Here is a 23070-nt window from a genome sequence, read left to right as displayed (position 1 = left end):
AGTATTACTGATTGGTTGCGGTTGAGAGTAATAGGTCGAACGTGCCAGATTCAACAACTGGCATTGACGAACCTGACTAAGACTCCCATGGGGCTAAATCATCTCTTTGCGTTCTACAAGACTTAATGATTGAGCTTTCTCACTAAAAAATCGCGTTCTACCGTCAATTGACCAATAACCCGCTGCAGGTCATCTGTTGTAGGTTGCTCCTTATTGGCGGCAGTATTATTTTTAGAAAATAGCTCGGCAGCTTGCTCAATGAGTTGCCGTTTCCAGCTATTGATCTGCGTGGGATGGACATGATAACGCGCGGCTAATTGGGGACAGTTTCATCACCGCGTATCGCTGCCAGCACTAGTTTTGCTTTGAATTCACTCGAATAGTGTATGCGCTTTTTACTCATCGTCATTAAGCTCCTTTTTAATTCTGCCAGAGCTTAACAACCTGTACAGTTTTTGGGTACCACTTCAGTTGTGTATAGCTGGAATTTTGCATATTAAGGTAAATATTTAAATGGATAAAGACGATATTTATTAAAAGTAACGGATTTTAAAGCTTAGAGTCTGGTTTAAATAATTTATGAATAAAATTTTTAAAATTCCATTTCTTCTGGTGTTTGACTATTAATTCAGTTAACAAAAACAGAGATCTTTAGCGATTAGGTTGACAATAAAACAACATTTATAAGTTTTGTTTGCAACAAATTGTGCAAACAAAATTATAAAGGAGTGAATAATGAGTAAAAGTACAGTGCAAGATTGGGTGTCTGAGTTACCTCTGATGCAACAATCAGTATTGTTAAGTGCTATACGTGGTCCAGATGGTATATCCAAGTGTCAAGCATGTCGGGCTATGATTAGATGGTTTCGCAGATGTGTGCTTGTATCTGCTTTTGATGGAAAGGTTTTTAACAGCCCCTGTCAACTCGGAGGCGGATCATTTACCGGGCCATCATGCAATATGCAAGATTATGATGGTCGTTTTGCTCTTGATTGGGAAACAGCCATGAAACCAAAAATAGATGCCTTTCTTAAAGCCAAGGACGAGTTACCACACCATTACTTAACTCACTTCATGCATGCTGCAGAGGTGCTTGGTTACCAGCATCCTGATATGAGAATACGTAACTGGTGGTTCTCAGTTTATTCGCGAATATGTAGAGTGTTGTATGTTGTTCCCGAGACAGAGGTGATGATGCGTAGAAGACTGAGCGACAATGAACTTGATTGGCGCGCAACAGGTGACGAAACTACAATGTACTCTGAATAGGATAGAAAAGGAAGCATGACTTTTAAATTAATCGGCCTAGCTGGGGCAATTGGATCAGGCAAGAGTCAGGTGGGGTGGCTTCTCTCTGACAAATATGGTTATAAAGAGATTATGTTTAAAACTGAGTTTGTCAGAAGAATATTGCTGTCACTTGATATTGTAAACGGTCATCCTGATTATGAAATATATTTCAATCTTTTCTATGAAAGAAAGCTAAAAGATAAGCCTAGCAAATTACTAGGTGAATCCACACCAAGAGAAGTTATGTTCTCATTTAGTGACTGGGCTCGATCAATTGACCCTGATACATCTGTTAAACCTACTGAGTTAAAAATAAAGACTTACTTAAAACTAAAAACACAATCTCTTCTTGATATCGTTGTTTCTGATGTTCGGTTTGAGGATGAAGCTCAAATGATCAAAAAGAATGGCGGCACTATCTGGCAAGTAAAAAGGCAGAACAACCCCTTCAAAGTGGAATCTCCGCACGAATCCGAGAAAGGTCTGGACCCGAAATACATTGACTTGATTATTCACAACGATGGCAGCTTAGAGGATTTGGCGATCGCTATTGATGATGCCCTGAAGTAGCTAAATGTTAAAAGGTGATCCAAACCATCGACTCATACACTACATAGACAAATGCGGAGGAATAAAGGCTCCACTCTGCCAGCGATGCAGAAGAAGGGATCCCAACGCTAACCCGAGGCAGGTTTATATCAAGCCTGCTCTGACGTTAAGCGGGTGTAAAAACTTCATTAGTTATCACACATTCGATAAAAAACAAAAATAAGGAAATTAATGGATCACGTTGAGTTTTGGAAAGAATTTATTAACAAGTTAGGATTATTAGAAGATTGGGTTGTTTTTGAGAATGGAACATTAGTCATTCCTTATTTGGGCTTTAACGCTTCCCAAGTCCTTGAGATGTTAGATCATGCGCTTCATGTGGATTTCAGAGAAAAAATGAACTTCGCTATGTATATTTATCCAAGAGGTTATGCCAATTATTGGACAACTTCATTTCAGAGTTCGTACGGAACCATATGGACATATTGTAAAAAAGAAGATTTTCCAGCATACACAAGCCCAGATGAGGTAATGCATTGCGCTATTTATTTGGGTATAAAGCAAAGAAATCTTGATGCAAAAAGTAGAGTAGTTTTATTTGATAGCAATAAGGATACGGTGGAATAAGTGAGTCACGTTGAGTTTTGGAAAGAACAAATGAGTAAGATTGAATGCGGCAACAATTGGGTTGTGTTATAACTTTTGATGAATGGAACGGGATGGGTAATGAAAGTGCTATAAAATGTTCTACGACAAGAATAGCAAGAGTCTCTTATAACAATCATGATGGTAGTGATCCGATTATATCGAAGGATATCCAGTTACACGATGATTTGATATCGGATGTTCACATGAGCCCGACAGAACACCCAGCAACACCTGTGAATTTCGTAAAGAATAATTACGAGCTTAGTTGTGAAAAAGGAATAACGCATATGGATAGGAATGGTCATTTTTGGAGTGAAACCTACGCGGTTGGATTCAATACTGGCAGCTGTTAGAGTGTGAGAATCAGCCTGGAATTAAGGCAGAAGCAGCGGTTTAAAATGGCTGAATACCTTGATAGATTTCTCCCTACGGATGGGAATTATTTTTGCTTAAGGTTGGTCAACATCCTAAATTTAAATTGGTGAAAAAGAACAATGACTGTAAAGAAAGTATTGAGGAATGGAGTCCCTGTAAAAATCTGGACTGAAGAAGTTGATCAATCAGCACTAGACCAACTATCTGATCTATCAAAACTTCCATTCATCCATAAGCATATTGCTGTAATGCCTGACGTTCATGCTGGCACTGGATCAACTATTGGATCAGTTATTCCCACCAAAGGTGCAATCATTCCGGCTGCTGTAGGTGTGGATATTGGCTGTGGAATGATGGCAGTTAAAACCTCGTTAAAAGCGTCAATGCTGCCTGATAACCTTTATGAATTACGTTCAGAAATTGAGAAAAGAATACCTCATGGAAGAACTAATAATGGAGGAAGTGGTGACAGAGGAGCGTGGAGCAACCCAATTGAGTGTGTTTCGCATTATTGGAATACATTTCTTGCTGATGGGTATGAAGAAATCATTGCTAAATATCCTAAAGCCAAAGGATATAACACTATAAACCACTTGGGTACCCTTGGTACCGGAAATCATTTTATTGAGATATGCATAGATGAATCAGATTACGTCTGGGCAATACTTCACTCAGGATCAAGGGGAGTAGGTAACAGAATAGGCTCCTATTTCATTGAGAAAGCCAAGGAAGAAATACAGCGATATTTCATCCAAGATAATCTGCCCAACAAAGATTTGGCCTATCTGGTAGAGCATACCGAGATATACAATGATTATGTCAATGCTGTGTCATGGGCACAGAGGTTTGCTGAACTTAACAGGCGGATCATGATGGATATTGTGTTGCAGTGTATGAGTAAATTTTTACCATCATTCACCACTACCGATAAAGCTATAAACTGCCATCACAATTATGTTGCAAGAGAAAATCACTTCGGGGCTAATGTGTTTGTTACACGTAAGGGCGCAATTAGAGCGAGAAAAGGTGATTTAGGCATTATTCCAGGCAGTATGGGTGCAAAGTCTTACATCGTAGAAGGTTTGGGGAATGAAGAATCATTTCATTCGTGCTCTCATGGTGCAGGTAGAAGGTTGGGAAGGAATGAGGCAAAAAGAATCTACACTGTTGCTGATCTGGAGGAGCAGACTAAAGGTATTGAATGCCCTAAAGATGAAGCAAGAATTGATGAAATTCCAGCTGCCTACAAAGATATTGATCAAGTCATGGAAAATCAATGGGATTTGGTAAAGATCAAGCATACCTTGAAGCAGGTATTAAATGTTAAGGGATGATAACTAATGCCAGCCTGGAAAAAATTCACCGGAAGTGAAGAGCAGATTATCGAGATGAAAACTTCCAAAGAAGGTTTCAAGATTTGTACTAAAGCTGGAACGGAGTCAAATATCTGGAAAGCGTACGATGTATTTCCAGAGCAAAGAGTTGATGCCCTACTGAAAGGTAATGAGATTGATGTTTACATGATCTGCCAGCCCCACCGGCACGCCGAAATGATCATCGAATGGGGCCAGGACCGGGAGGGATGTTTATTGGTATAACGGTTGCGGACATAAGATATAGTGTTATTTAGGGGATTATCCGGCACCCCATCTTAACAGGAAAAATAACCGATGTCAGAAGCCTTCTACAATATCGAAACATGGTACGACGAGAAAAGATGTATGTGGTTTTTTAGAGGCATGGGATTTGATTTTGCTATGCATTGGACTGATGATCCAGAAGGAAATATTGCGCTTGAATGTGATTGCGTTACCCGAGAAGGTGATCCACGTGAAGTACATATTGCTATTGATATAGGGTACACGAAAATAACAAAAGATGAGTTTCAAACCGCCATTCTTAAAGAGCTATCAAAGCATTGGATTTTGTGTTGAGATTGGTTGAAATGGGAAAGAAAATCTTTTTCCGCAATTACCTGACTTGTTTCTATGAAGTTGAATGCGTGCAATCTTTTTCTAAAGATGATAATAAGGAGTCGAATGCCTACGATTTTTTAAAGTGGATTGGGGATATTGAGGAAGTTGGAACGGAAACAGAATAACAAGCCAAATTATCGCCGGGTCAATGCGCATACGCAATTGGAACATCCTGCCAAACTAGGCGACATATTCTCCCTACGCATCGTCCATAATTTTTTCGTGCTGGTTGAATACACTGAAAGAGTGTTACATCCGTATCGTTGATTTATCTGGTCAAGCACACTCATTAACTTAGTTGATCTATCATCTGCGCCATATGGCCCAAATAATGAGTCTTGATATATTTCTTCCGAGTCTATGCCAGACAGAATCACTCCTGCTTTTTTATAAGAATAGCCTTTTCGGTAGATACGTTTGAATCCAAACAGTGCCGCTCTAACCAGTAGCCTTGTATCGCTACTAGCATTAGGAAGCGGTACTGTAATGCAATTACTATATTGCTTATCCTGCTTACGGAAGGGATTGGTCTGGATAAATACCTGGATAGCATTACAGACCGAGTTCTGGTTGCGCAGCTTCTCTGCCGCACTATTCGTATAGCTGGCAACGGATTCACTAATCTCAGGCAGGCTATCAATCAATTGTCCAAACGATCTTGAGGAAATGATCTGCTTTTTGGGCGCTGATATTTCTTCCAATGCTAGGCATGAGATACCACGTAGTTCATACCCTAAGCTCTCCATAACCACACCGAACTTATCACGCAACCAAGTAGTTGGAGTATCACGTAATGCTTTTACAGTTTTAATTCCTGCCTCATTCAGATGTTGGTTCAATTTTCTTCCAACACCCCATACTTCACCTACTTCTATATTAGATAATAAAGACTCGAATTGTTCATAAGGCATGGTTAAAAGGTCGCATACACCATTAAAAGCTGGTTGTTTCTTGGCAATATGGTTAGCAAGTTTTGCTAGCGTTTTAGTGGCGCCAAAGCCTACGCACACCGGCAAACTGGTCCACTGCCGTATACGGCTACGTATTTTGTGACCAATCCCCATGGGTATCGGCCAGAGGTTTACCAAGCCCTACAGACCAAAAAAACACTCATCGATCGAATAGACTTCAACATGAGGGCTGAAATCGCGCAGGATCGTCATCACCCGATTAGACATGTCGCTATACAACATATAGTTGGATGACAACGCAACAATGCCATGCTGTTTTGCCAAATCTTTAAGCTGGAACCATGGCGTACCCATTTTAACGCCAAGCGCCTTGACTTCATTGGAACGGGCTACCGCACATCCATCGTTATTGGAGAGTACTACGACCGGTCTATAGAGCAGATTAGGATTGAAAGCTCTCTCACAGCTGACATAGAAATTATTTACGTCTGCTAAAGCGAATATTTGTTTACTGACGGAAATAATGTCATTAATCGTCATAACCATTGCTTAGGTGGTTAATGATAGGGACAGTATAAAATACTTATTTGATAAGTAACATACGACGAGCTGTGGGGACGCTCTGTCTACCTTATCCGTGCTCCAAACTAATCGACAGATATCATGCGCCGCAAATGCCAAAGATTGAACCACCGGCACAAGGATTCTTAATTCTATGTGATATTTTTTAAATTATTAAGATATGAATATCTTTTATTTCATAAAAATATTTAAATTGCCACTATAAGCTAGTTTATCCATGCGCCTTAATATTTTTTGCTGAAATGACGGAAGTTCTAAAAAGGTTTTTGATTGTCGATCAACAGGAGCTAAATATACGTGTTTACAGGTATATTTTTAGTCAACATTTTTTGATATACTGTTTACATAACATATTATAATTTATTGTGATCTGCCAAATATCACATAAAATTACCCGCTATTATTAGCATTCAAGCGATAAGTTTATTGCTATATATAATTTAGTAGTTAAAATCTAATTTAGCTTTAGCCAGCTAATAATCATCTTTTTATATGCACTTAGCTTAAGCCAATCAGATATGGCTTAAACTCAGTTTTAATTTAAAGGGAGATTAAAAATGTCTACTGCTCTTTCCCAGATTCCCCATAGTCCACACCAGAACTGTCTCCTCGCCGCCCTACCCACAGATGAATTGGAACAATTGTATCCTCATTTGGAACTAGTGCCGATGCTGGTCGGAGAAACACTGGGCGGGCCAGACCATAAACTAAATCATGTATACTTCCCTACTACTTCGGTCGTGTCTCTACTCAATTTCACGGAGGATGGTAAATCCACTAAAATCGCGATAATCGGCAATGAGGGAGTAATCGGAATGTCCCTCTTTATGGGTTGGGATACCATGTCAAATATTCCCGTGGTGCAGAGTGCGGGTTATGCCTACCGATTAAATGAAAATTTGTTGAAACAGAAATTCAATCATGTTATGCCGATGCAGCATCAGATGCTGCGTTACACTCAGGCATTGCTCACGCAGATCGCACAGACGGCAGTGTGCAATCAGCATCATTCGGTGGAACAGCATCTCTGCCGTCTGTTGCTATTATACCTTGACCGCGTGCCATCAAATGAGTTGACAATGACGCAAGAAATGATCGCCAATATGCTTGGTGCCCGCCGCGAAGGCATTACTGAGGCGGCCGGTAAATTGCAACGCAAGAACATAATCCATTACTCGCGAGGTCACATCAAGGTGCTGGATAGACCGCGCCTGGAAACCGAGGTTTGTGAGTGCTATAAAGTCCTCAAGAAGGAATATGATCAGCTACTTTCCGACTTGGGCACAATGCGATCAATATTATTAAGAAAAAAATCAAATTTTGGCCTCTCTACATACCGTGAGAATAAGAGAAAGGAGAAGTTGACAAATTCTCTGACAATTTAGTAATGGAACAATCTGGATGATTATCCACATCCGTACTTATCTGTGCCGCATTCATTCACTGTTTAATACGGTACAGGCTGTACTTTTTACAATTTTCAAGACATCTTAAATAGCTTTAATTATGTGAGTGTCTATATTAATTTTTATAACTGACAGAGATAATGTTAGTAGACATGATTACACGATAAAGCGTGCAAATGTTTCCACTACGACCCCCCAGACCTGCAATTCTTCATTTTCGCGGAAACGGATAGGTGGATAAGCTGGATTAGCAGCATGCAACTCAATCACGCCATTGTGGGAATAAAGTCGTTTTACAGTATATTCATTGTTAATCACCGCCAATACGATATGACCGTGTTTTGGTTTGATTGAGCGATCCACCACCAGCATATCGCCATCGTGGATATGGGCACCAGTCATTGAATCACCCACCACGCGAAAGAAATACGTCGAGGCTTTATTTCGCACCAGGTAATCATTGATATCCAGGCTTTTTTGTTTGTAGTCTTCTGCAGGAGATGGGAAGCCAGCAGGAATTCTGAACTGCAATAAAGGCACTGCGCAAAACGGAGGGTTGAGCTTTGCTCTCTGCAAAATAGGCAGGGTCGATTCGCAAGTTGGTTCAAATGGAATAATTGTCATGATATTCCTCTATTTGATTGCAATATGGCAATCGTCAGCACCGCAAGATTTGCACTGAGCTGATGTGATTTCAGGTGCTGTTAGTTCATCGTCGCTATTCCAGTACACCGTAAACTTGACCATTGATCCCACAGGCTCCCACGTGCCACCGTACCTGGAGCCATGCTGATGAATGGTTTTAGATTCAGATTCCCCGCACGAGCAACTAATAGTAAAAGTTGTCTGGTCAATGATGGTCATAGTCTCGTCCTTATTTTAAATATATTAAATCAGCATGATTTAATATATTAGTAATCTTATCGTATATGAAGGTACTTTTTGAATTTCTCCTTTGCTGGTTCAAGCTGTTCCGAAAACCACACTAAATCTTCATGCATTCTATTTGAGACCATATCATAATCATGACCAGGTTTTTTGTAAGTGAAAGAGTCTTTATACTCTGTTGACCAACGTTCTAGATTGATACCGCGCCTGAATATTTCATCAATGTAATCTTGTATTTCATTTCCGAATAAGAAATAAGCTTCTGATGTCGCAGAATAAAATTTTCGCAGATCTTCATAATTTGCCGTGCCTTTTTGGATTATCAAGCTCAGAATTTTCCGTACCTCATCATAGACCTTGAGGCGACGGTCATAACGGTCAAAATTTAATTTTTGCTGATTTGTTCTCCATTGTTGATATGCAATATATACGGTTGCAAATCCGATTGCAGATGCTAATGGTTCTTTCGTATTTAAGCAGATAAGAACTACCGAAATACCTAATATAGAAAAAGCTAAGATTTCCAATAACTGCAGTAGCTTTCTTTTCCAAGTTGACTTCATGATAGTGTCTTTATTATTAGATTGGCATATATCTTCAACTGATTCATCATTTAATGCAACAAAGCTACCACAGGTTTTAGAACTACCATCACTTCTTCATCATAACAACGGGAATTGCACAAAATTTAGGCAGTTCTGACAGTTAGTCTCTACAGCTATCAAGCTAAAGGAGTTGATAGCTAACATGAGCCTGCCAGTCCCAACAATTACACGCATTCCAACAGATCAGGATGTGCAAGCAACACCAGGTCTTTGGAACGAGCGCTATGCAGAAATAGATCATAATTTCGAGAATCTAGACGATAGAGCGGTTTCTGTTGAAGAAGAAATAGCTGCAGCTAGATTTGGCAACCTCTCTTTGGCGGGAATGGTTGGCGCGATTGCATCTCAAATCGGCGGCATTCCAGGATCACTGGATGGCACGGCATCGCCTTCCACGTTGCAGAATATCCTTGGAGCTGATTTCTTATACAGAAATAGCGACAAGAGAATGGTCTTTGAGTTGTTCGCTTCAGGGTACAGCTTGCAGGCTATTGATGATATCGCTGTTATCAATGGAGTAAGTGGCGATGATTCTCTTGATATAGCTGACACTTCAAAGATAATTACCGGACAAGATTATCTTCTTTCTGATAAAGATGGCACGGAAATCATCAGGCCAACATCAATTCTATCTGACAACAGAATCAAGCTGTCTGCCAGTCTGGATAGATCATGGGATGCTACTGGAAAAGTTACTGTATCTACGCTTATCCGCAATGAAGATGGCGGGGCAGATGCTGCAGTAGGCTCACAGTGGATATCAAGATTAATTCAGCTTGGTACCGATACCGCAAAAAGAACCATTACCATTCGACGCACCGCTAATACAGGCGTTGTAAGGCTATATTACCGTAATAACTACCAAACCTCATGGGCAGAAGTTGATCGCGCAATACGTCAAACTGGCGGCGGCACAACTGGTATTCCTGATGGCTATTACGATGACAAGTAGCTAGTGCCGTTGCGTGAAGATGGTTATCTGCGGATAGTCACAGAAGCTGCGGCAATATAAATGGCGACATCCATGTAAACTCTCCTCTAAGTTTCATGCCGTAACATACCTTAACGAAAGCTGATGAGAGGGTGAAAAAAGGAGTTCGTTTTGACGCTATTTTCTAGTGAATATTAAATCCCAGACGTTATGTCCTAAGCGTAAACCGCGTTGCTCAAATTTTGTGAGTGGACGATAGAGTGGGCGTACCGCATAATCGATTGCTGTATTGGTAAGCAGGCTTTCGTTGCTGAGAACAAATAAGATCTGTTCAGCATAGTCTTTCCAATCCGTAGCAACATGAAGATAGCTACCCGATTTCATATATTTACATAGAAGCGAAACAAAAGCTGACTGGATTAACCGACGCTTATGATGGCGCGCTTTGGGCCAGGGATCAGGAAAAAAAATATGAACGCCGTCGAGGGATTCAAGTGGCAGCATGTGCTGCAGAACTTCGACTGCATCATGTTGAATAACGTGTAAATTCGTTAATTCAAGCATTTTTATTTGACTAAGTAGACTACCCACCCCTGGAGTATGAACTTCTATTGCCAGATAATCGTTTTGGGGATACTGTTGAGCAATAGTAGCTGTCGCTTCTCCCATGCCGGAGCCTATTTCCAGGATTCTAGGAGTACTGCGTCCAAAAATCTTCTCAAAATTCAGTTGTTGCGCTGAAAAAGGAATACCGAATTCTGGCAACAGCGTTTCATAGGCATTACGCTGGGCATTTGAGATACGGCCTTGGCGAAGCACATAACTACGAATGGGATTCACTGATGACAAAAAAATGGCACTGTTTAAATTAATTTTATCTAGCGGACTGAAAGATCATTTCGGCTGTACCGGTAAGATGCCTTCACTTGGTGAACTGGGGCTTGCGCTATAAGTTTTTTTTGTCATGCGTCCAGCCAAATAAGCTTCACGACCTGCTTCTACGGCTTTGCGCATAGCAGAGGCCATCATAATCGGGTTTTGTGCAGCAGCGATAGCCGTGTTCATTAGCACACCGTCACATCCTAATTCCATCGCGATCGCTGCGTCAGATGCTGTTCCTACGCCAGCATCTACCAGTACAGGAATTTGGCTATTATCAATAATGATCTGCAAATTCCAAGGATTCAGGATACCCATCCCTGAGCCTATTAATGAAGCCAAAGGCATAATTGCAACACAGCCGATTTCTTCTAATTGCTTAGCGATAATGGGATCATCTGAGGTATATACCATTACTTGAAAATTTTCTTTAACAAGAATTTCTGCTGCCTTAATGGTTTCTACCACATTGGGAAAAAGTGTTCTTGGATCACCGAGCACTTCTAGTTTAACCAGAGAATGACCATCCAGCAATTCTCTTGCAAGTCGCAAAGTACGGATGGCTTCCTCTGCAGAATAGCAGCCAGCAGTATTGGGCAGCAATGTATAGTGAGAAGGCGGCAATACATCAAGCAGACTGGGTTCATTGGGGTTCTGGCCGATATTAGTTCGACGAATAGCGATGGTAATGATTTGCGCGCCGCTAGCCTCTATGGCAGCGCGTGTTTCGTTGAAGTCTTTATATTTTCCGGTACCAACCAAAAGCCGAGAAGAGTAATGCTTGCCAGCGACGATGAAATCATCCATGGAATCAGTGTTTATAGAAAAATGCGTATTGCATATAAGATTAAAAAACGTTTAATATTTGATTTAATCAAAAATAAAAGGAATTAGCCACCACCTACAGCCACCACAATCTCCAATTGATCTCCGTCAGAAAGCGTTTGTAATGTGAACTGACTTCGAGGCACGATTTCACCGTTACGTTCGACAGCAATACGTTTATTTTGGATTGACATGTGCTCCAGCAGTTGTTGAAGACTTAGTGGATTGTCAAAATGGTGAGGTTGACCATTTATGGTGACTTGTAACATTTGAAATATATAAAATAGGTTTAATGTAAGGTAAACTTAAAAATCCGTTTAGTAATACAATTTTATCATGCGGGTGTAGCTCAATGGTAGAGTAGAAGCTTCCCAAGCTTACGACGAGGGTTCGATTCCCTTCACCCGCTCCATTACCATTGCTCGGCAATAAAAGCATGCGTGTCATGCACTATTAATAATATAATATCAATATTTTGATCAAAATAATCTTGGATCGTCTTGATGATTAGAATCCTACGGGAACATTTTTATTGTATGTTAGCAATCTTTTTGCTAATAACAAGCGATTCAGTATTAAGTGACAGTAAAACCGATCAACCTGAGCCACGACATATCCTTGGATGGGTAGAATCTATTCGATTGGAGCCATGGGGGCTAAAAATGCTTGCTCGTATCGATACTGGAGCAAATACCTCATCCATGAGTGCACGGGATATTCATCAATTCAAAAAAGGAAATAAAGATTGGGTGCGGTTCATACTCGATTTTGGAACTGAAAAAGGTAAACCCACTCGCACTGTCGAAATTGAACGCCCCTTACTTCGTTCACATAAGATAAAACAACATAGCGGTATTTCACAAGAACGCCTTATTATTGCGATGGACGTTTGTCTAGCAAACGAAATACGTAAAGTTGAATTTAATCTTATTGATCGTCGAGCCTTAAATTATCCCATTTTGCTTGGACGTAAAGCGCTTGCGGGTGTCGCGCTAGTTGATTCATCGCGTACTCACCTTAGTAAGGCTGATTGCGGTCACATAAAGAAAAAGAAGAAAAAAAATGATCAATCAGATGAGTTAGCTATTCCTGAATGAGACAGCTTCACTTATTACTCCTAGTTATCATATTATGTGCAGCAGGGCTAGGTTTAGCTATTTATAAAGTAACCACCCTGGGATTGCCTCTCACTACTTCTGAGAAAGCAGAAGTTTGGAATGTGGAAGCCCGTATCAGTTTTCGCGCAAAGCCCGAAACCAGCGTAAAAGTAAGTTTACCGCTCCTTTTTAATCCTTCTGGCTATACTATTCTCGACGAAGATTTTGTCGCAGCCAATTATGGATTGGCAATTGAACAAGATGAGAATGCACGAACAGCTTTGTGGGCAAAGCGGCGTGCGGAAGGGAAACAATTATTATTCTATCGCGCAATCCTATACAAGGATACTGAAAAGACAATTGATTCAGTTAAAGCGCCAATTTATCCACCAATACCAAATTATCCTGAAAATTTCCGACCCATTATCCAGGGGCTGCTCGATAAGGCGCGACAGCAATCTGCAGATACCGTTTCTTTTGCACAGCAAGTCATTAAGCAATTAAATGCTGCATCCCCAGCACCAGAGTTAAAATTGCTACTGGAGCATATCCATCATTCTCGTAATCTTGCTAAAGGTATTAATTGGATTTTAGCAGGAGCCCGTATTCCTACTCGAATTATTCAAGGTCTTCGTCTAGAAGATGGTAAGCTTTATTCCGAGCTGGAATCCTGGATACAAGTCTATGATGGCAAGCAATGGCGCACACTCAATATAAAGGATGGTAAGGAAGGTCTGCCATCTAATTTTATCTTGTGGCAAATTGGTGATCAGAAAACCTTTTCTGTCGATGGAGGAAGTGAAGTAAGTCTCCAATTTTCCGTAGCCAAAACGCTACGGGAATTAGTGGATATTGCAGAATCACGTGCGGTGCTCAAAGGATCACACCTGATGGAGTTTTCCTTATATTCATTGCCGGTTCAAAGCCAGAATGTCTATAAGATATTATTAATGGTACCTTTAGGGGCATTTGTCGTAGTTTTAATGCGTAATCTCATTGGGATTAAAACTTTTGGGACATTTATGCCGGTATTGATTGCACTCGCTCTTCGCGAGACAGAGTTGGCCTGGGGGTTATTACTGTTTTGTTTGATTGTCGGATTAGGACTATTATTACGTGCTTATGTGGATCGATTGAAGTTATTACTCATTCCACGCTTGGCTTCTGTGTTAACGATGGTAGTGCTTCTTATGGCAAGTATCAGTGTTATCATGCACAAGCTTGGACTTGAAATGGGGCTATCAGTCGCTTTATTTCCAATGGTAATCATGACTATGACTATAGAACGGATGTCTCTTACATGGGATGAAGCTGGCCCCGCGGAAGCATTTAAACAAGGCGCAGGAAGCCTGCTGGTGGCAACAATTGGTTATTTAGTAATGAATATCGATGCTTTACAACATTTACTATTTGTATTTCCTGAATTATTGCTTGTTGTGTTGGCAGCCATACTATTGTTTGGTCGATACTCCGGCTATCGATTGACAGAGCTGTGGCGTTTCCGTGCTTTAGCCAAACGGTAAACAGATGTTCAAAGTCTTACTCAATCTAAAGCGAGCGGGGGTAGTTGGGATAAACCGAAGAAATGCGAATTATATCTTACGTTACAATGAACGATCTCTCTACCCATTAGTTGATGATAAGCTTCGCACCAAACGGCTGGCCATTGCTGCAGGCATTGCAGTACCCGAGTTGTATGGTGTGATTGAAATCGAACATGACATAGGTCATCTCACCGGTATTGTCAATAGTCATAAAGATTTCGTGGTTAAACCGGCGCATGGTTCGGGGGGAAACGGCATTTATGTGATCATTGGACAAATCAATAACCGCTACCAACATAACAATGGCAGCTTATTGACAAAAGAAGATCTGGAATACCATATTGCCAATATTTTAAGTGGTATGTATAGCCTTGGCGGCCAACCAGATCATGCGCTCATAGAATACAGGGTAAAGTTTGATCCGATATTTGAATCAATTAGTTATCGTGGCGTACCCGATATTCGCACGGTAGTATTCAGAGGCATCCCTGTTGCATCAATGGTACGTTTACCTACACGTATGTCAGATGGTAAGGCTAATTTGCATCAAGGGGCAGTTGGAGCAGGCATAGATTTAGCAACCGGGCTTACTACGCACGCTGTCTGGCAAAACCACCCTGTTGAACAACATCCTGATACTGGCGCCAATATTGGAAATTTCAAGATTCCTCACTGGGATAAGCTATTAATATTGGCCTCTCAGTGTTATGAATTGGTTGGATTAGGTTATCTGGGAGTAGATGTGGTATTGGATCGTGAGCTTGGTCCTTTGGTATTGGAATTGAATGCAAGGCCTGGTTTGTCTATCCAAATTGCAAATGGAAAAGGGATGCAGAAGCGTCTTAAATATATTGATCAACTTGCTGAAATCCCTGCTTCAGCGCAAGAACGCGCATCTCTTGCACAGGATCTTTGTGTTCGACTATAGGAAGACCCGCGTTCTAATCGTTGTATCCATCTATACTCGCTTTATCAGCTTGCCTTTTACTGAGGAAATAGTAGGTTTACGCTAAACTATTCTGTATCATTCGATATGACCGTACTTAAACGAGTACGCAATATTTCGATTTCTTCACGAAGCTGGAGTACCAACGCGGCACCTGCCAGATTAACATCCAGATCTCTTTGCAGTCTCTGAATAATTTGAACGCGCCGCAAACAAGTACCACTGAAATACCACCGCTTAGATGTAATATTTATTGGCTCAAGAATCCCTTCTTCCACTAAAGAAACAATCCACTCTGCATTGACTGCACAGATACGGCTTAATTCACCGAGAGAAAGCTCCATATTATCTTCAACGATAATGCCATCGATTACATTATGATGTATTGTCATTTATACCCCCAATTTGGTGCGTGGATTGAATGCCAGTTTTTGTTCCATTTCCCGGTATAGTATGCGAGCTTGCTCGCTATCAGCTGGCGGCAAAACAACTTGTAATATAATGTATAAATCTCCGGGTGGATGAGCCGGAATGCCACGTTCTTTCAGGCGCAGTTTGCGCCCTGATTGAATGCCAGCAGGTATTTTCAAATCCACAATACCTGTTGGAGTAGGCACTTTGATGGTGGCCCCCAACGCCACTTCCCATGGCGTAACAGGAAGTTCGAGGGAGACATCCTTCTCCTCAACTTTATATAAGGAGTGCGGCTGAAATGCTACCTCTAAATAAAGATCACCAGCACTATTTTGATCCACGCCTGGGCTACCTTGGCCTACAAGACGAATCAGTTGCCCCTGTCGAACGCCTTTGGGAATTCTCACATTTAATGTACGCTTTTTAATTTGCGGCCGCCCGTCAGGACCTATTTCTGTGTGCTGAAGTGTGATAGTACGAGTTGCTCCATGATAAGAATCCTCAAGCTCAATTAATATTTTGGCATGGGTATCTTCGCCACGTACATTAAAGCCATCATGACGATTTTTCCTGTTGGCATTGAAGCGGCTTCCGAATAATGCTTCAAAAAAGCTGCTGAATTCTGAAGTATCTGCTTGAGTAAAACCTCCGCCATGAAACTCAAAACCTTGATTCCATCCAGGCGGGGGTTGAAATTCCTGACCACTTCTCCAACCGCTGCCTAATTGATCATATGCAGCCCGTTTTTCAGGATCTTTAAGCACCTCATATGCCTCGCCAATCTCTTTGAAGCGGACCTCGGCATCAGGTTCTTTACTGACGTCTGGGTGATATTTTCGTGCCAGTTTACGATAGACTCGCTTGATATCATCTTGTGTGGCATCGCGTTTGATGCCCATAATATTGTAATAATCTTTGAATTCCACTTTATACTATATTCAATATATTTTTATGATTAGTAATCATTCCAGTTTAAATCAAATTTAAATCCAATATTATTTTTGTTCAAGCTAAATTCAGGTTAAATCAGATAAATATTTAACCTGAATTTCCATTAATCTCCTGGTTATTTAATTTTTGGATATAGGTTTAATGATTTTTTTCAATTGATTTGTTGAAGACAAATCAATATGAAGTATAAAAATTGAATCTAAAGAGCTTTTTATAATCTATATTTAGGATTAACATGAAATAATCTCTAACTTACCAATAAGTATCATCTAATTATTCCAATCATTGATAGGTATAATCAAAGATAAATTAATAAGACTCAGATAGGAAATTAATATAATGTTTTATGTGATAAATGGGGAAGATGCTGCAGGCAGCCTTGAAAAACGCATGATGGCCAGGCCAGCGCATCTGGAACGCATCAAAGCATTGCAAGAGGAAGGACGACTTATACTTGCAGGACCCTATCCAGCAATTGATAATCCTGATCCTGGTCCAGCCGGCTTTTCCGGAAGCTTAATCGTAGCTGAATTTGTTTCACTTGAAGCGGCTCAATCTTGGGCAGAAGCAGATCCTTATGTAACCACAGGAGTCTATTCAAAAGTAACTGTTAAACCATTCAGGAAGGTTTTGCCAGAGTAAACCTTATAGATTAATAGATTAAAAATTATTAATAAGGTTTGCCAGATATTTTATGTTACCTGTGCCTATAATATGTAAAGAATCGCGCTTACAGTCAATAAAACTGTTAGGGCGTAATCTTATATAAAAAATTCTATTAATTTTATATTACCTAGAGGAAGTTGCATGCAGTTAATAAAATTTCTATTGTTAATATCGGTATGTATGTCAAGTTTTGTAGTCACTTCGCTTCATGCTCAATCGACTGCCTCCGTAGCCAAAGTAAATGGAGTCGCTATTCCACAGGCGCGGCTTGATTTTATGGTCAAAGCGGCTGTGGCTCAAGGGCAACCTGAATCTTCAGAAATGAGGAATACGCTGCGCGAAAATCTCATCGCAGAAGAAATTATTGCACAAGAGGCTCAGAAAAAAGGACTTGATCGGGATCCGGATGTGATCACTCAAACCGAGCTTGCTCGTCAAGCGATATTAGTTAGAGCCTATCAAGCTGATTACATTAAAAATAATGCAGTAAGTGACGATATCTTACGACGTGAATATGAAACGGTAAAAGCACAGATGGGCGATAAAGAATATAAAGCTCGTCATATCTTGGTTGAAAGTGAAGCAGAAGCCAAAGATATCATTGCTTCTCTTAAGAAAAAAGGGGCTTCATTTGAGAAAATAGCAAAAGAAAAATCGATTGATACCGGCAGTAAAAACAATGGTGGTGAATTAGGATGGAGTGCAGCTGCAGCCTATGTCAAGCCTTTTGCGGATGCTTTGCAAAACATGAAAAAAGGAAATATCACAGAAAAACCGGTGCAAACTAATTTCGGATGGCATGTCATTCGCTTGGAAGATGTACGTCCTGCAGTTCCACCTCCATTTGAAGAAGTAAAAACAAATATGCAACAGCGTGTATTACAGCGAAACTTTGCTTCGACTGTGCAAGATCTACGTAGTAAAGCTAAAGTCGAATAATCTTATTTTCCTGGGAGTCAGTAAAGTTAAAGGCTTTACTGATTCTCGTTCGTTACTGTTATTGTCTTCACCCTTGAGGATAAAGCACAAAACAATTCATAACTGATTGTGCCTGCAAATTTCGCCACTTCCTCTATGGGCAACTCATTTCCCCATAAAATTACTGGGCTCCCGATACTGGCATTCTTAATGCTGGTAAGATCAACGGTTAGCATATCCATGGAGATGCGTCCAATAATACGTGTGCGTTGCCCATTAACCAGGACCGGCGCTCCTGTGGGTGCATGTCGTGGATATCCGTCGGCATAACCGCACGCAACGATACCAATGTGCATGGGTTGTTCAGTCTGAAATTGACCACCATACCCAACCTTTTCTTTTGCAGCCAGATGCTGTATGGCGATTATTTTACTTGATACCGTCATGACAGGGCGTAATCCTAGCTCTGAAGCGGTTTTATCAATTAGCGGAGAGGCACCGTAGAGCATAATGCCCGGGCGTACCCAATCAGCATGTGTTTCTGGATATTGTAAAATTGCTGCAGAGTTTGCCAATGAGCATGGTAGAGGATATTTTCCAGCAAACCAGTCAAAACGTTTGAGTTGCTGATTCACTTCGTCTTCTTTAAAGGGATCATCTGCGCAGGCAAAATGCGTCATTAACGTAATTTGATTGATACGCGGATTATTCTTGAGTATTTTAAGTGCTACCAATCCTTCCTCGGGTGTAAAACCAAGACGATTCATTCCTGTATTGATTTTAAGAAATACATTGATCTTAGTTTCTGGTTTTGATGAGGACAGCATGACTAATTGCTCATGATGGTGTATGACTGTCGTTAACTGATACTGTCTTATGATGGCTAAATCTGCCTCAGAGAAAAAGCCTTCCAGAAGCAAAATAGGCTGATAAATACCAGCTTCTCTTAAGCGTACCGCAGCATCGATTTCAAGAACAGCAAAAGCATCTGCGGTTTTAAGGGCGCTTGCAATATTGAGTAGGCCATGTCCATAAGCATTTGCCTTGATGACTACTATGAGACGTGCGTTTTGCGCATGTTTGCGTGCAATGCAAAGATTATGCTGAAGTGCTGCCAGGTCAATCCGTGCATGAATCGGGCGAGACATGGATATTATTCGTCTGGAAAATAAGGCTTATTTCAATTATTTGAATTTTATTCCATTTCTCTAGCAGAGATTGCCGGGATAAAAAATATATTTAATTAAATCAATAGATTATAATAGATTCCAACTAATTGGATTATTTTGTGGATAGCTAATTTTTATCATTTTAACGGGCAATAAGGGCTATCAGAGAAACATTTTGATGTAACATAAAAATAATATAGTAAGGAATTCATCTTTACAAGTAAAATGAGTATTTTAATACTGCAACTATTTGATTATGGAAGTAAAATGATATAAGAGTTTAACGCGCTATTTTTTTAACACACCCAAATCCGGGTAATAAGAATACAATCGACATTTATCGTAAATTCAGAATAATTACAGCCTACCAGAATGTTTAGTCTTTTTAAATCTAAAAAAAATTCTACTGACAAAAGCTCCGCTGAGGACAATTCTAAGACGGAGAGTTGGACAAGTAAAATCAGACAAGGGCTTGCTCGAACCCGGCAGAACTTTGGCAAGCAATTATCTAGCTTGTTAAGTAGTCGCAAAATAGATGAGGCACTCTACGATGAACTTGAGACGATTTTGCTTACAGCAGATGCTGGCGTGAATGCTACTAATCTGCTGCTGGATGCATTACGTAAAAAAGTAAAACGAGATGCGCTGAACAACGCGGAGCAGCTTAAAGAAGCACTTCAAGAAACTTTGATCAATTTGCTTGCTCCATTGGCTCAACCGCTTGACATGACGACCAAGAAGCCATTTATCATTATGATAACGGGCGTAAATGGGGTCGGTAAAACAACTACCATTGGCAAACTAGCTCATTATTTTCGATCGCAGGGTAAATCAGTATTGCTGGCTGCTGGTGATACATTTCGTGCGGCAGCACGAGAACAATTATTGGCATGGGGTGAACGCAATAATGTGACAGTTATCGCCCAGGAAAGTGATTCTCAGAAAAAAAGTGATCCTGCCGCTGTCATATTCGATGCTATCAATGCAGCTAAAGCACGTGATATTGATATAGTACTGGCTGATACTGCTGGCCGTTTGACGACCCAAATGCATCTGATGGAAGAGATTAAAAAGATCAAACGAGTTATCAACAAGGCGTTACCGGACGCCCCCCATGAGGTCTTGTTAGTATTGGATGCCAATACAGGTCAGAATGCACTTAATCAGCTCAAAGCCTTTGATGAAGCCCTTGGCGTAACCGGCTTAGTCCTTACCAAACTGGATGGGACTGCCAAAGGCGGTGTCATAGCTGCGATAGCCGCCCAATATCCACAAAATCCTCCTGCTTTACGCTTTATCGGAATAGGGGAGGGGTTAGAAGATCTGAGGCCTTTTGATGCGCAAGAATTTGTTGAGGCAATATTTGATTAAGCTTTTAAACGATTAGATCTGCTTGTGGCTACTGGGTATTTATGATTAATTTTGTCAATGTTTCCAAACGTTATCCAGACGGGTTTGAAGCTTTAAAAAATGTTGCTTTTAGAATTCATTCGGGTGAATTAGTTTTGGTAGCCGGTCACTCCGGTGCTGGTAAAAGCACGATGCTAAAGCTTATTGCGGCAATTGAGCGTCCCACCTATGGCAATATCATGGTAAGCGATCAGAATGTCAACGCACTTAAGAAAAATACAGTTCCTTTTTTACGGCGTAGTCTGGGTTTAATCTTTCAGGATCAGAAGATTTTGTATGACCGTAATGTGTTTGCCAATGTAATGCTGCCATTACAAATACGTGGCTTTCAGAATAAAGCGGCAGCTGGGAGAGTTCGTGCTGCACTTGATAAAGTTGGGTTACTGAGAAAGGAAAATGCTTACCCGATTACCTTATCTGGTGGCGAGAAGCAACGATTATGTATTGCTCGAGCTGTGGTTCACCGCCCATCCATTTTGATAGCCGATGAGCCAACAGCAAATCTTGATGTAGATTATGCGCAAAGCATTATGGAAGTATTCCGATCTTTTCATCAGGTAGGGGTTACGGTGGTGATCGCCACACACGATACCGCCCTCTTAAATGATAACCGTTATCGTAAACTTACACTCAATCAAGGAAAGCTGGTGGTATGAAACTATGGTTATCACAACATTGGCAAGCACTAAGCCGAGCACTCAGGCAGCTTGCTAATACACCCTTATCCAGCCTCCTGAGCATTATTGTCATTGGAATTGCTTTCAGTTTGCCCCTTGGTATTTACACTATGCTCGGAAACTTGCAAGCTATTTCCAGTGACACTGCCAGCACGCCACAATTAAGTATATTTCTTAAATTGAATGCATCACAAGCAGAGATTGAAAACGTTAATTCAAAATTGGAAGAATTTCCTCATATTGCGAGTTTTCAATTTATTTCCAGAGAGATTGCCTTGCAACAATTACAACAAGAAAGTAGTTTAAATGAGGTGGTAAATAATCTACCAAAAAATCCATTACCTGATGCTTTCATTATCAATCTCCAGCAAATTCTACCTGATGAATTAGAGAATATACGTGCTGTAATTAAAAAATGGTCTGAGATAGAGCATGTTCAGGTCGATACCGATTGGGCCAGGCGGGTGGATGCTTTACTTAGATTGGGGCAGCTTGCCGTAGTGATGTTAGCCGTTGTGTTAGGTTTTGCATTAATCATAGTCGTTTTTAATACAATTCGCTTACAGATATTAACCAAGCGAGATGAAATTGAAGTTATTAAATTAATCGGAGCGACCGATAGTTTCATCCGTCGTCCTTTTCTTTATTTCGGCGCAATACAAGGAATGGCAGGTGCAGCCGCTGGCTGGCTCCTTATTGCCTTGTGTATTCAAGCCATCAATGAAAGTCTAATGGAACTGACCCAACTCTATGCGACAGATTTTCATCTGAATTATCTTTCTTTAGACGATAGTCTTAGTTTGCTTATCTTTTCAGCATTGTTAGGCTGGCTGGGAGCAAGATTATCAGTTGCACAGCATCTCTCTCAAATAGAGCCAGAATAAAAAATACTGGCTTCTAGTAGGAAACTTTCATTTCCCAATCAAAATTGAAGCAAACTCGAGCCACAGACAGTATTAATCATACGCCAAGGTGAAGCCGACAAAGTTAGTTTTGATTTAGAAATGGAATAAACTTTTCTATACCCAACCTCTCTATGCACAAATACATTTTCTAGATTTTTATCTTCAAACCATAGAATATTCTCTAAACGAAGTATTTAAAGAATACTAGAGTTTAGAGTAAACCATCTCCCACAGCTGGGATTTTTTCCAGCTTGAAGAATGTAATGCGCTTGATCTTTTTGTTGTATTACATGCTGTTGCTTTGTTCACATCTTGAATTCCAGTTTTTATTCCAATCTGGTGGCATGAATTTTTTATATTTTCCATTCCACCATGACCGAATAGCAACATGCCTTAAAATATTGACCAGTCCTGTACGAATCTGCCCGGCAGTTTGGGGCTGATGCTTGCGCCATGGAGAATGCTGACACAGTGTCTCCACTGCCTGGCTGTTCAAGCAACTCAATAG

At 40.6% G+C, this 23070-nt stretch carries 27 protein-coding genes and 1 tRNA gene; 17 read left to right on the top strand and 11 right to left on the bottom strand.

Translation table 11 applies throughout. The features are described from left to right. The first annotated feature begins 735 nt into the window (after positions 1-735). From BM283_RS13285 to BM283_RS13255, 6 genes are all read left to right on the top strand, one after another. On the top strand, positions 736-1269 hold the full coding sequence (locus BM283_RS13285) for a hypothetical protein (RefSeq protein ID WP_046850387.1): 534 nt from the start codon (positions 736-738) through the stop codon (positions 1267-1269). Between the two features lie 15 nt (positions 1270-1284). Continuing rightward, complete coding sequence (locus tag BM283_RS13280; RefSeq protein WP_090693912.1) at positions 1285-1860, top strand: deoxynucleotide monophosphate kinase family protein; 576 nt, start codon at positions 1285-1287, stop codon at positions 1858-1860. 210 nt (positions 1861-2070) lie between these two features. Further along, positions 2071-2466, top strand: coding sequence for a hypothetical protein (locus tag BM283_RS13275; protein WP_090693909.1), 396 nt, complete (start codon positions 2071-2073; stop codon positions 2464-2466). Between the two features lie 515 nt (positions 2467-2981). Further along, positions 2982-4196, top strand: coding sequence for an RtcB family protein (locus BM283_RS13265; protein ID WP_090693905.1), 1215 nt, complete (start codon positions 2982-2984; stop codon positions 4194-4196). 6 nt (positions 4197-4202) lie between these two features. Next, the gene (locus BM283_RS13260) at positions 4203-4460 is read left to right on the top strand and encodes a hypothetical protein (RefSeq protein ID WP_090693903.1); all 258 of its coding nucleotides are present in this window, start codon (positions 4203-4205) and stop codon (positions 4458-4460) included. Between the two features lie 72 nt (positions 4461-4532). Continuing rightward, on the top strand, positions 4533-4796 hold the full coding sequence (locus tag BM283_RS13255) for a C97 family peptidase (protein ID WP_090693901.1): 264 nt from the start codon (positions 4533-4535) through the stop codon (positions 4794-4796). Between the two features lie 176 nt (positions 4797-4972). Here BM283_RS13255 and BM283_RS13250 read toward each other — a convergent pair whose 3' ends face one another. Both BM283_RS13250 and BM283_RS20090 read right to left on the bottom strand, forming a co-directional pair. Then, positions 4973-5902 carry a DinB/UmuC family translesion DNA polymerase gene (locus BM283_RS13250; RefSeq protein WP_254776367.1) on the bottom strand — a complete coding sequence of 310 codons (930 nt, stop codon included), beginning with the start codon at positions 5900-5902 and terminating at the stop codon, positions 4973-4975. Between the two features lie 27 nt (positions 5903-5929). Beyond that, entirely contained in the window at positions 5930-6289 is a 360-nt protein-coding gene (locus BM283_RS20090) for a Y-family DNA polymerase (RefSeq protein WP_254776366.1), read from the bottom strand. Positions 6290-6888: 599 nt separating this feature from the next. Between BM283_RS20090 and BM283_RS13245 the strand changes: the two genes are divergently transcribed. Further along, positions 6889-7716, top strand: coding sequence for a Crp/Fnr family transcriptional regulator (locus BM283_RS13245; RefSeq protein WP_090693898.1), 828 nt, complete (start codon positions 6889-6891; stop codon positions 7714-7716). A 177-nt stretch (positions 7717-7893) separates the two neighbouring features. Here the strand turns inward: BM283_RS13245 and BM283_RS13240 are convergent, their stop codons facing one another. Together BM283_RS13240 and BM283_RS13235 are read right to left on the bottom strand one after the other, a co-directional pair. Continuing rightward, a complete protein-coding gene (locus tag BM283_RS13240; protein WP_090693894.1) occupies positions 7894-8361 on the bottom strand; it encodes a LexA family protein in 468 nt (155 codons plus the stop codon). A gap of 296 nt (positions 8362-8657) precedes the next feature. Beyond that, a complete protein-coding gene (locus tag BM283_RS13235; protein WP_090693887.1) occupies positions 8658-9188 on the bottom strand; it encodes a hypothetical protein in 531 nt (176 codons plus the stop codon). Positions 9189-9372: 184 nt separating this feature from the next. On the opposite strand from BM283_RS13235, the gene BM283_RS13230 reads away from it, so the two are divergent. After that, positions 9373-10182 carry a hypothetical protein gene (locus BM283_RS13230; protein ID WP_090693885.1) on the top strand — a complete coding sequence of 270 codons (810 nt, stop codon included), beginning with the start codon at positions 9373-9375 and terminating at the stop codon, positions 10180-10182. A 156-nt stretch (positions 10183-10338) separates the two neighbouring features. On the opposite strand, the gene trmB is transcribed toward BM283_RS13230, so the two are convergent. From trmB to thiS, 3 genes are all read right to left on the bottom strand, one after another. Then, positions 10339-11010, bottom strand: a complete 672-nt coding sequence (gene trmB / locus BM283_RS13225) for a tRNA (guanosine(46)-N7)-methyltransferase TrmB (protein ID WP_090693882.1) — start codon at positions 11008-11010, stop codon at positions 10339-10341. Positions 11011-11055: 45 nt separating this feature from the next. Then, positions 11056-11847 carry a thiazole synthase gene (locus tag BM283_RS13220; RefSeq protein ID WP_090693880.1) on the bottom strand — a complete coding sequence of 264 codons (792 nt, stop codon included), beginning with the start codon at positions 11845-11847 and terminating at the stop codon, positions 11056-11058. A gap of 83 nt (positions 11848-11930) precedes the next feature. Next, positions 11931-12134, bottom strand: a complete 204-nt coding sequence (gene thiS / locus BM283_RS13215) for a sulfur carrier protein ThiS (RefSeq protein ID WP_090693878.1) — start codon at positions 12132-12134, stop codon at positions 11931-11933. A gap of 69 nt (positions 12135-12203) precedes the next feature. Between thiS and BM283_RS13210 the strand changes: the two genes are divergently transcribed. The 4 genes from BM283_RS13210 to BM283_RS13195 all read left to right on the top strand — a co-directional run bounded on the left by BM283_RS13210 (position 12204) and on the right by BM283_RS13195 (position 15434). Further along, positions 12204-12277 (top strand) — tRNA-Gly (locus tag BM283_RS13210). A gap of 124 nt (positions 12278-12401) precedes the next feature. After that, the gene (locus BM283_RS13205; RefSeq protein ID WP_254776365.1) at positions 12402-12962 is read left to right on the top strand and encodes an ATP-dependent zinc protease family protein; all 561 of its coding nucleotides are present in this window, start codon (positions 12402-12404) and stop codon (positions 12960-12962) included. Next, the gene (locus tag BM283_RS13200) at positions 12959-14485 is read left to right on the top strand and encodes an inactive transglutaminase family protein (RefSeq protein WP_090693872.1); all 1527 of its coding nucleotides are present in this window, start codon (positions 12959-12961) and stop codon (positions 14483-14485) included. The genes BM283_RS13205 and BM283_RS13200 overlap by 4 nt, the downstream gene beginning before the upstream one ends. 4 nt (positions 14486-14489) lie before the next feature. After that, on the top strand, positions 14490-15434 hold the full coding sequence (locus BM283_RS13195; RefSeq protein WP_090693870.1) for an alpha-L-glutamate ligase-like protein: 945 nt from the start codon (positions 14490-14492) through the stop codon (positions 15432-15434). Between the two features lie 86 nt (positions 15435-15520). Here the strand turns inward: BM283_RS13195 and BM283_RS13190 are convergent, their stop codons facing one another. Both BM283_RS13190 and BM283_RS13185 read right to left on the bottom strand, forming a co-directional pair. Beyond that, positions 15521-15844, bottom strand: coding sequence for a chaperone modulator CbpM (locus tag BM283_RS13190; RefSeq protein ID WP_090693868.1), 324 nt, complete (start codon positions 15842-15844; stop codon positions 15521-15523). After that, complete coding sequence (locus tag BM283_RS13185; RefSeq protein WP_090693866.1) at positions 15845-16792, bottom strand: DnaJ C-terminal domain-containing protein; 948 nt, start codon at positions 16790-16792, stop codon at positions 15845-15847. A 364-nt stretch (positions 16793-17156) separates the two neighbouring features. Here BM283_RS13185 and BM283_RS13180 point away from each other — a divergent pair, with 364 nt between their 5' ends. Then, positions 17157-17459, top strand: coding sequence for a YciI family protein (locus tag BM283_RS13180; protein ID WP_090693863.1), 303 nt, complete (start codon positions 17157-17159; stop codon positions 17457-17459). Positions 17460-17624: 165 nt separating this feature from the next. Continuing rightward, positions 17625-18422: a peptidyl-prolyl cis-trans isomerase gene (locus BM283_RS13175; RefSeq protein WP_090693862.1), complete on the top strand. Its 798-nt coding sequence runs from the start codon at positions 17625-17627 to the stop codon at positions 18420-18422. A 35-nt stretch (positions 18423-18457) separates the two neighbouring features. On the opposite strand, the gene alr is transcribed toward BM283_RS13175, so the two are convergent. Further along, positions 18458-19549 (bottom strand): alanine racemase, encoded by a 1092-nt coding sequence (gene alr / locus BM283_RS13170; protein WP_090693859.1) that lies wholly within the window; start codon positions 19547-19549, stop codon positions 18458-18460. 393 nt (positions 19550-19942) lie between these two features. Here alr and ftsY point away from each other — a divergent pair, with 393 nt between their 5' ends. The 3 genes from ftsY to ftsX are packed head-to-tail and all read left to right on the top strand — an operon-like array spanning position 19943 to position 22541. Next, the gene (gene ftsY, locus BM283_RS13165; protein WP_090693858.1) at positions 19943-20941 is read left to right on the top strand and encodes a signal recognition particle-docking protein FtsY; all 999 of its coding nucleotides are present in this window, start codon (positions 19943-19945) and stop codon (positions 20939-20941) included. Positions 20942-20982: 41 nt separating this feature from the next. Beyond that, positions 20983-21636, top strand: coding sequence for a cell division ATP-binding protein FtsE (ftsE, locus tag BM283_RS13160; protein WP_090693855.1), 654 nt, complete (start codon positions 20983-20985; stop codon positions 21634-21636). Beyond that, on the top strand, positions 21633-22541 hold the full coding sequence (ftsX, locus tag BM283_RS13155) for a permease-like cell division protein FtsX (RefSeq protein ID WP_090693853.1): 909 nt from the start codon (positions 21633-21635) through the stop codon (positions 22539-22541). The genes ftsE and ftsX overlap by 4 nt, the downstream gene beginning before the upstream one ends. 307 nt (positions 22542-22848) lie before the next feature. Here ftsX and BM283_RS19510 read toward each other — a convergent pair. Then, positions 22849-23070, bottom strand: a 222-nt coding sequence (locus BM283_RS19510) for a hypothetical protein (protein ID WP_217646524.1), incomplete at its 5' end; no start/stop codon positions are given.

The organism is Nitrosomonas sp. Nm34, assembly GCF_900113925.1.
GTDB lineage: Bacteria > Pseudomonadota > Gammaproteobacteria > Burkholderiales > Nitrosomonadaceae > Nitrosomonas.
The sequence above is the reverse complement of the archived record's forward strand: the minus strand, read 5'-3'. Positions and strand labels throughout refer to the sequence as shown.

Excerpts from the sequence above, each read along its gene's own strand:
- BM283_RS13285 (WP_046850387.1), top strand. The coding sequence starts at position 736 with ATGAGTAAAAGTACAGTGCAAGATTGGGTGTCTGAGTTACCTCTGATG.
- BM283_RS13280 (WP_090693912.1), top strand. The coding sequence starts at position 1,285 with ATGACTTTTAAATTAATCGGCCTAGCTGGGGCAATTGGATCAGGCAAG.
- BM283_RS13275 (WP_090693909.1), top strand. The coding sequence starts at position 2,071 with ATGGATCACGTTGAGTTTTGGAAAGAATTTATTAACAAGTTAGGATTA.
- BM283_RS13265 (WP_090693905.1), top strand. The coding sequence starts at position 2,982 with ATGACTGTAAAGAAAGTATTGAGGAATGGAGTCCCTGTAAAAATCTGG.
- BM283_RS13260 (WP_090693903.1), top strand. The coding sequence starts at position 4,203 with ATGCCAGCCTGGAAAAAATTCACCGGAAGTGAAGAGCAGATTATCGAG.
- BM283_RS13255 (WP_090693901.1), top strand. The coding sequence starts at position 4,533 with ATGTCAGAAGCCTTCTACAATATCGAAACATGGTACGACGAGAAAAGA.
- BM283_RS13250 (WP_254776367.1), bottom strand. The coding sequence starts at position 5,902 with ATGGGGATTGGTCACAAAATACGTAGCCGTATACGGCAGTGGACCAGT.
- BM283_RS20090 (WP_254776366.1), bottom strand. The coding sequence starts at position 6,289 with ATGACGATTAATGACATTATTTCCGTCAGTAAACAAATATTCGCTTTA.
- BM283_RS13245 (WP_090693898.1), top strand. The coding sequence starts at position 6,889 with ATGTCTACTGCTCTTTCCCAGATTCCCCATAGTCCACACCAGAACTGT.
- BM283_RS13240 (WP_090693894.1), bottom strand. The coding sequence starts at position 8,361 with ATGACAATTATTCCATTTGAACCAACTTGCGAATCGACCCTGCCTATT.
- BM283_RS13235 (WP_090693887.1), bottom strand. The coding sequence starts at position 9,188 with ATGAAGTCAACTTGGAAAAGAAAGCTACTGCAGTTATTGGAAATCTTA.
- BM283_RS13230 (WP_090693885.1), top strand. The coding sequence starts at position 9,373 with ATGAGCCTGCCAGTCCCAACAATTACACGCATTCCAACAGATCAGGAT.
- BM283_RS13220 (WP_090693880.1), bottom strand. The coding sequence starts at position 11,847 with ATGGATGATTTCATCGTCGCTGGCAAGCATTACTCTTCTCGGCTTTTG.
- thiS (WP_090693878.1), bottom strand. The coding sequence starts at position 12,134 with ATGTTACAAGTCACCATAAATGGTCAACCTCACCATTTTGACAATCCA.
- BM283_RS13205 (WP_254776365.1), top strand. The coding sequence starts at position 12,402 with ATGTTAGCAATCTTTTTGCTAATAACAAGCGATTCAGTATTAAGTGAC.
- BM283_RS13200 (WP_090693872.1), top strand. The coding sequence starts at position 12,959 with ATGAGACAGCTTCACTTATTACTCCTAGTTATCATATTATGTGCAGCA.
- BM283_RS13195 (WP_090693870.1), top strand. The coding sequence starts at position 14,490 with ATGTTCAAAGTCTTACTCAATCTAAAGCGAGCGGGGGTAGTTGGGATA.
- BM283_RS13190 (WP_090693868.1), bottom strand. The coding sequence starts at position 15,844 with ATGACAATACATCATAATGTAATCGATGGCATTATCGTTGAAGATAAT.
- BM283_RS13180 (WP_090693863.1), top strand. The coding sequence starts at position 17,157 with ATGTTTTATGTGATAAATGGGGAAGATGCTGCAGGCAGCCTTGAAAAA.
- BM283_RS13175 (WP_090693862.1), top strand. The coding sequence starts at position 17,625 with ATGCAGTTAATAAAATTTCTATTGTTAATATCGGTATGTATGTCAAGT.
- alr (WP_090693859.1), bottom strand. The coding sequence starts at position 19,549 with ATGTCTCGCCCGATTCATGCACGGATTGACCTGGCAGCACTTCAGCAT.
- ftsY (WP_090693858.1), top strand. The coding sequence starts at position 19,943 with ATGTTTAGTCTTTTTAAATCTAAAAAAAATTCTACTGACAAAAGCTCC.
- ftsE (WP_090693855.1), top strand. The coding sequence starts at position 20,983 with ATGATTAATTTTGTCAATGTTTCCAAACGTTATCCAGACGGGTTTGAA.
- ftsX (WP_090693853.1), top strand. The coding sequence starts at position 21,633 with ATGAAACTATGGTTATCACAACATTGGCAAGCACTAAGCCGAGCACTC.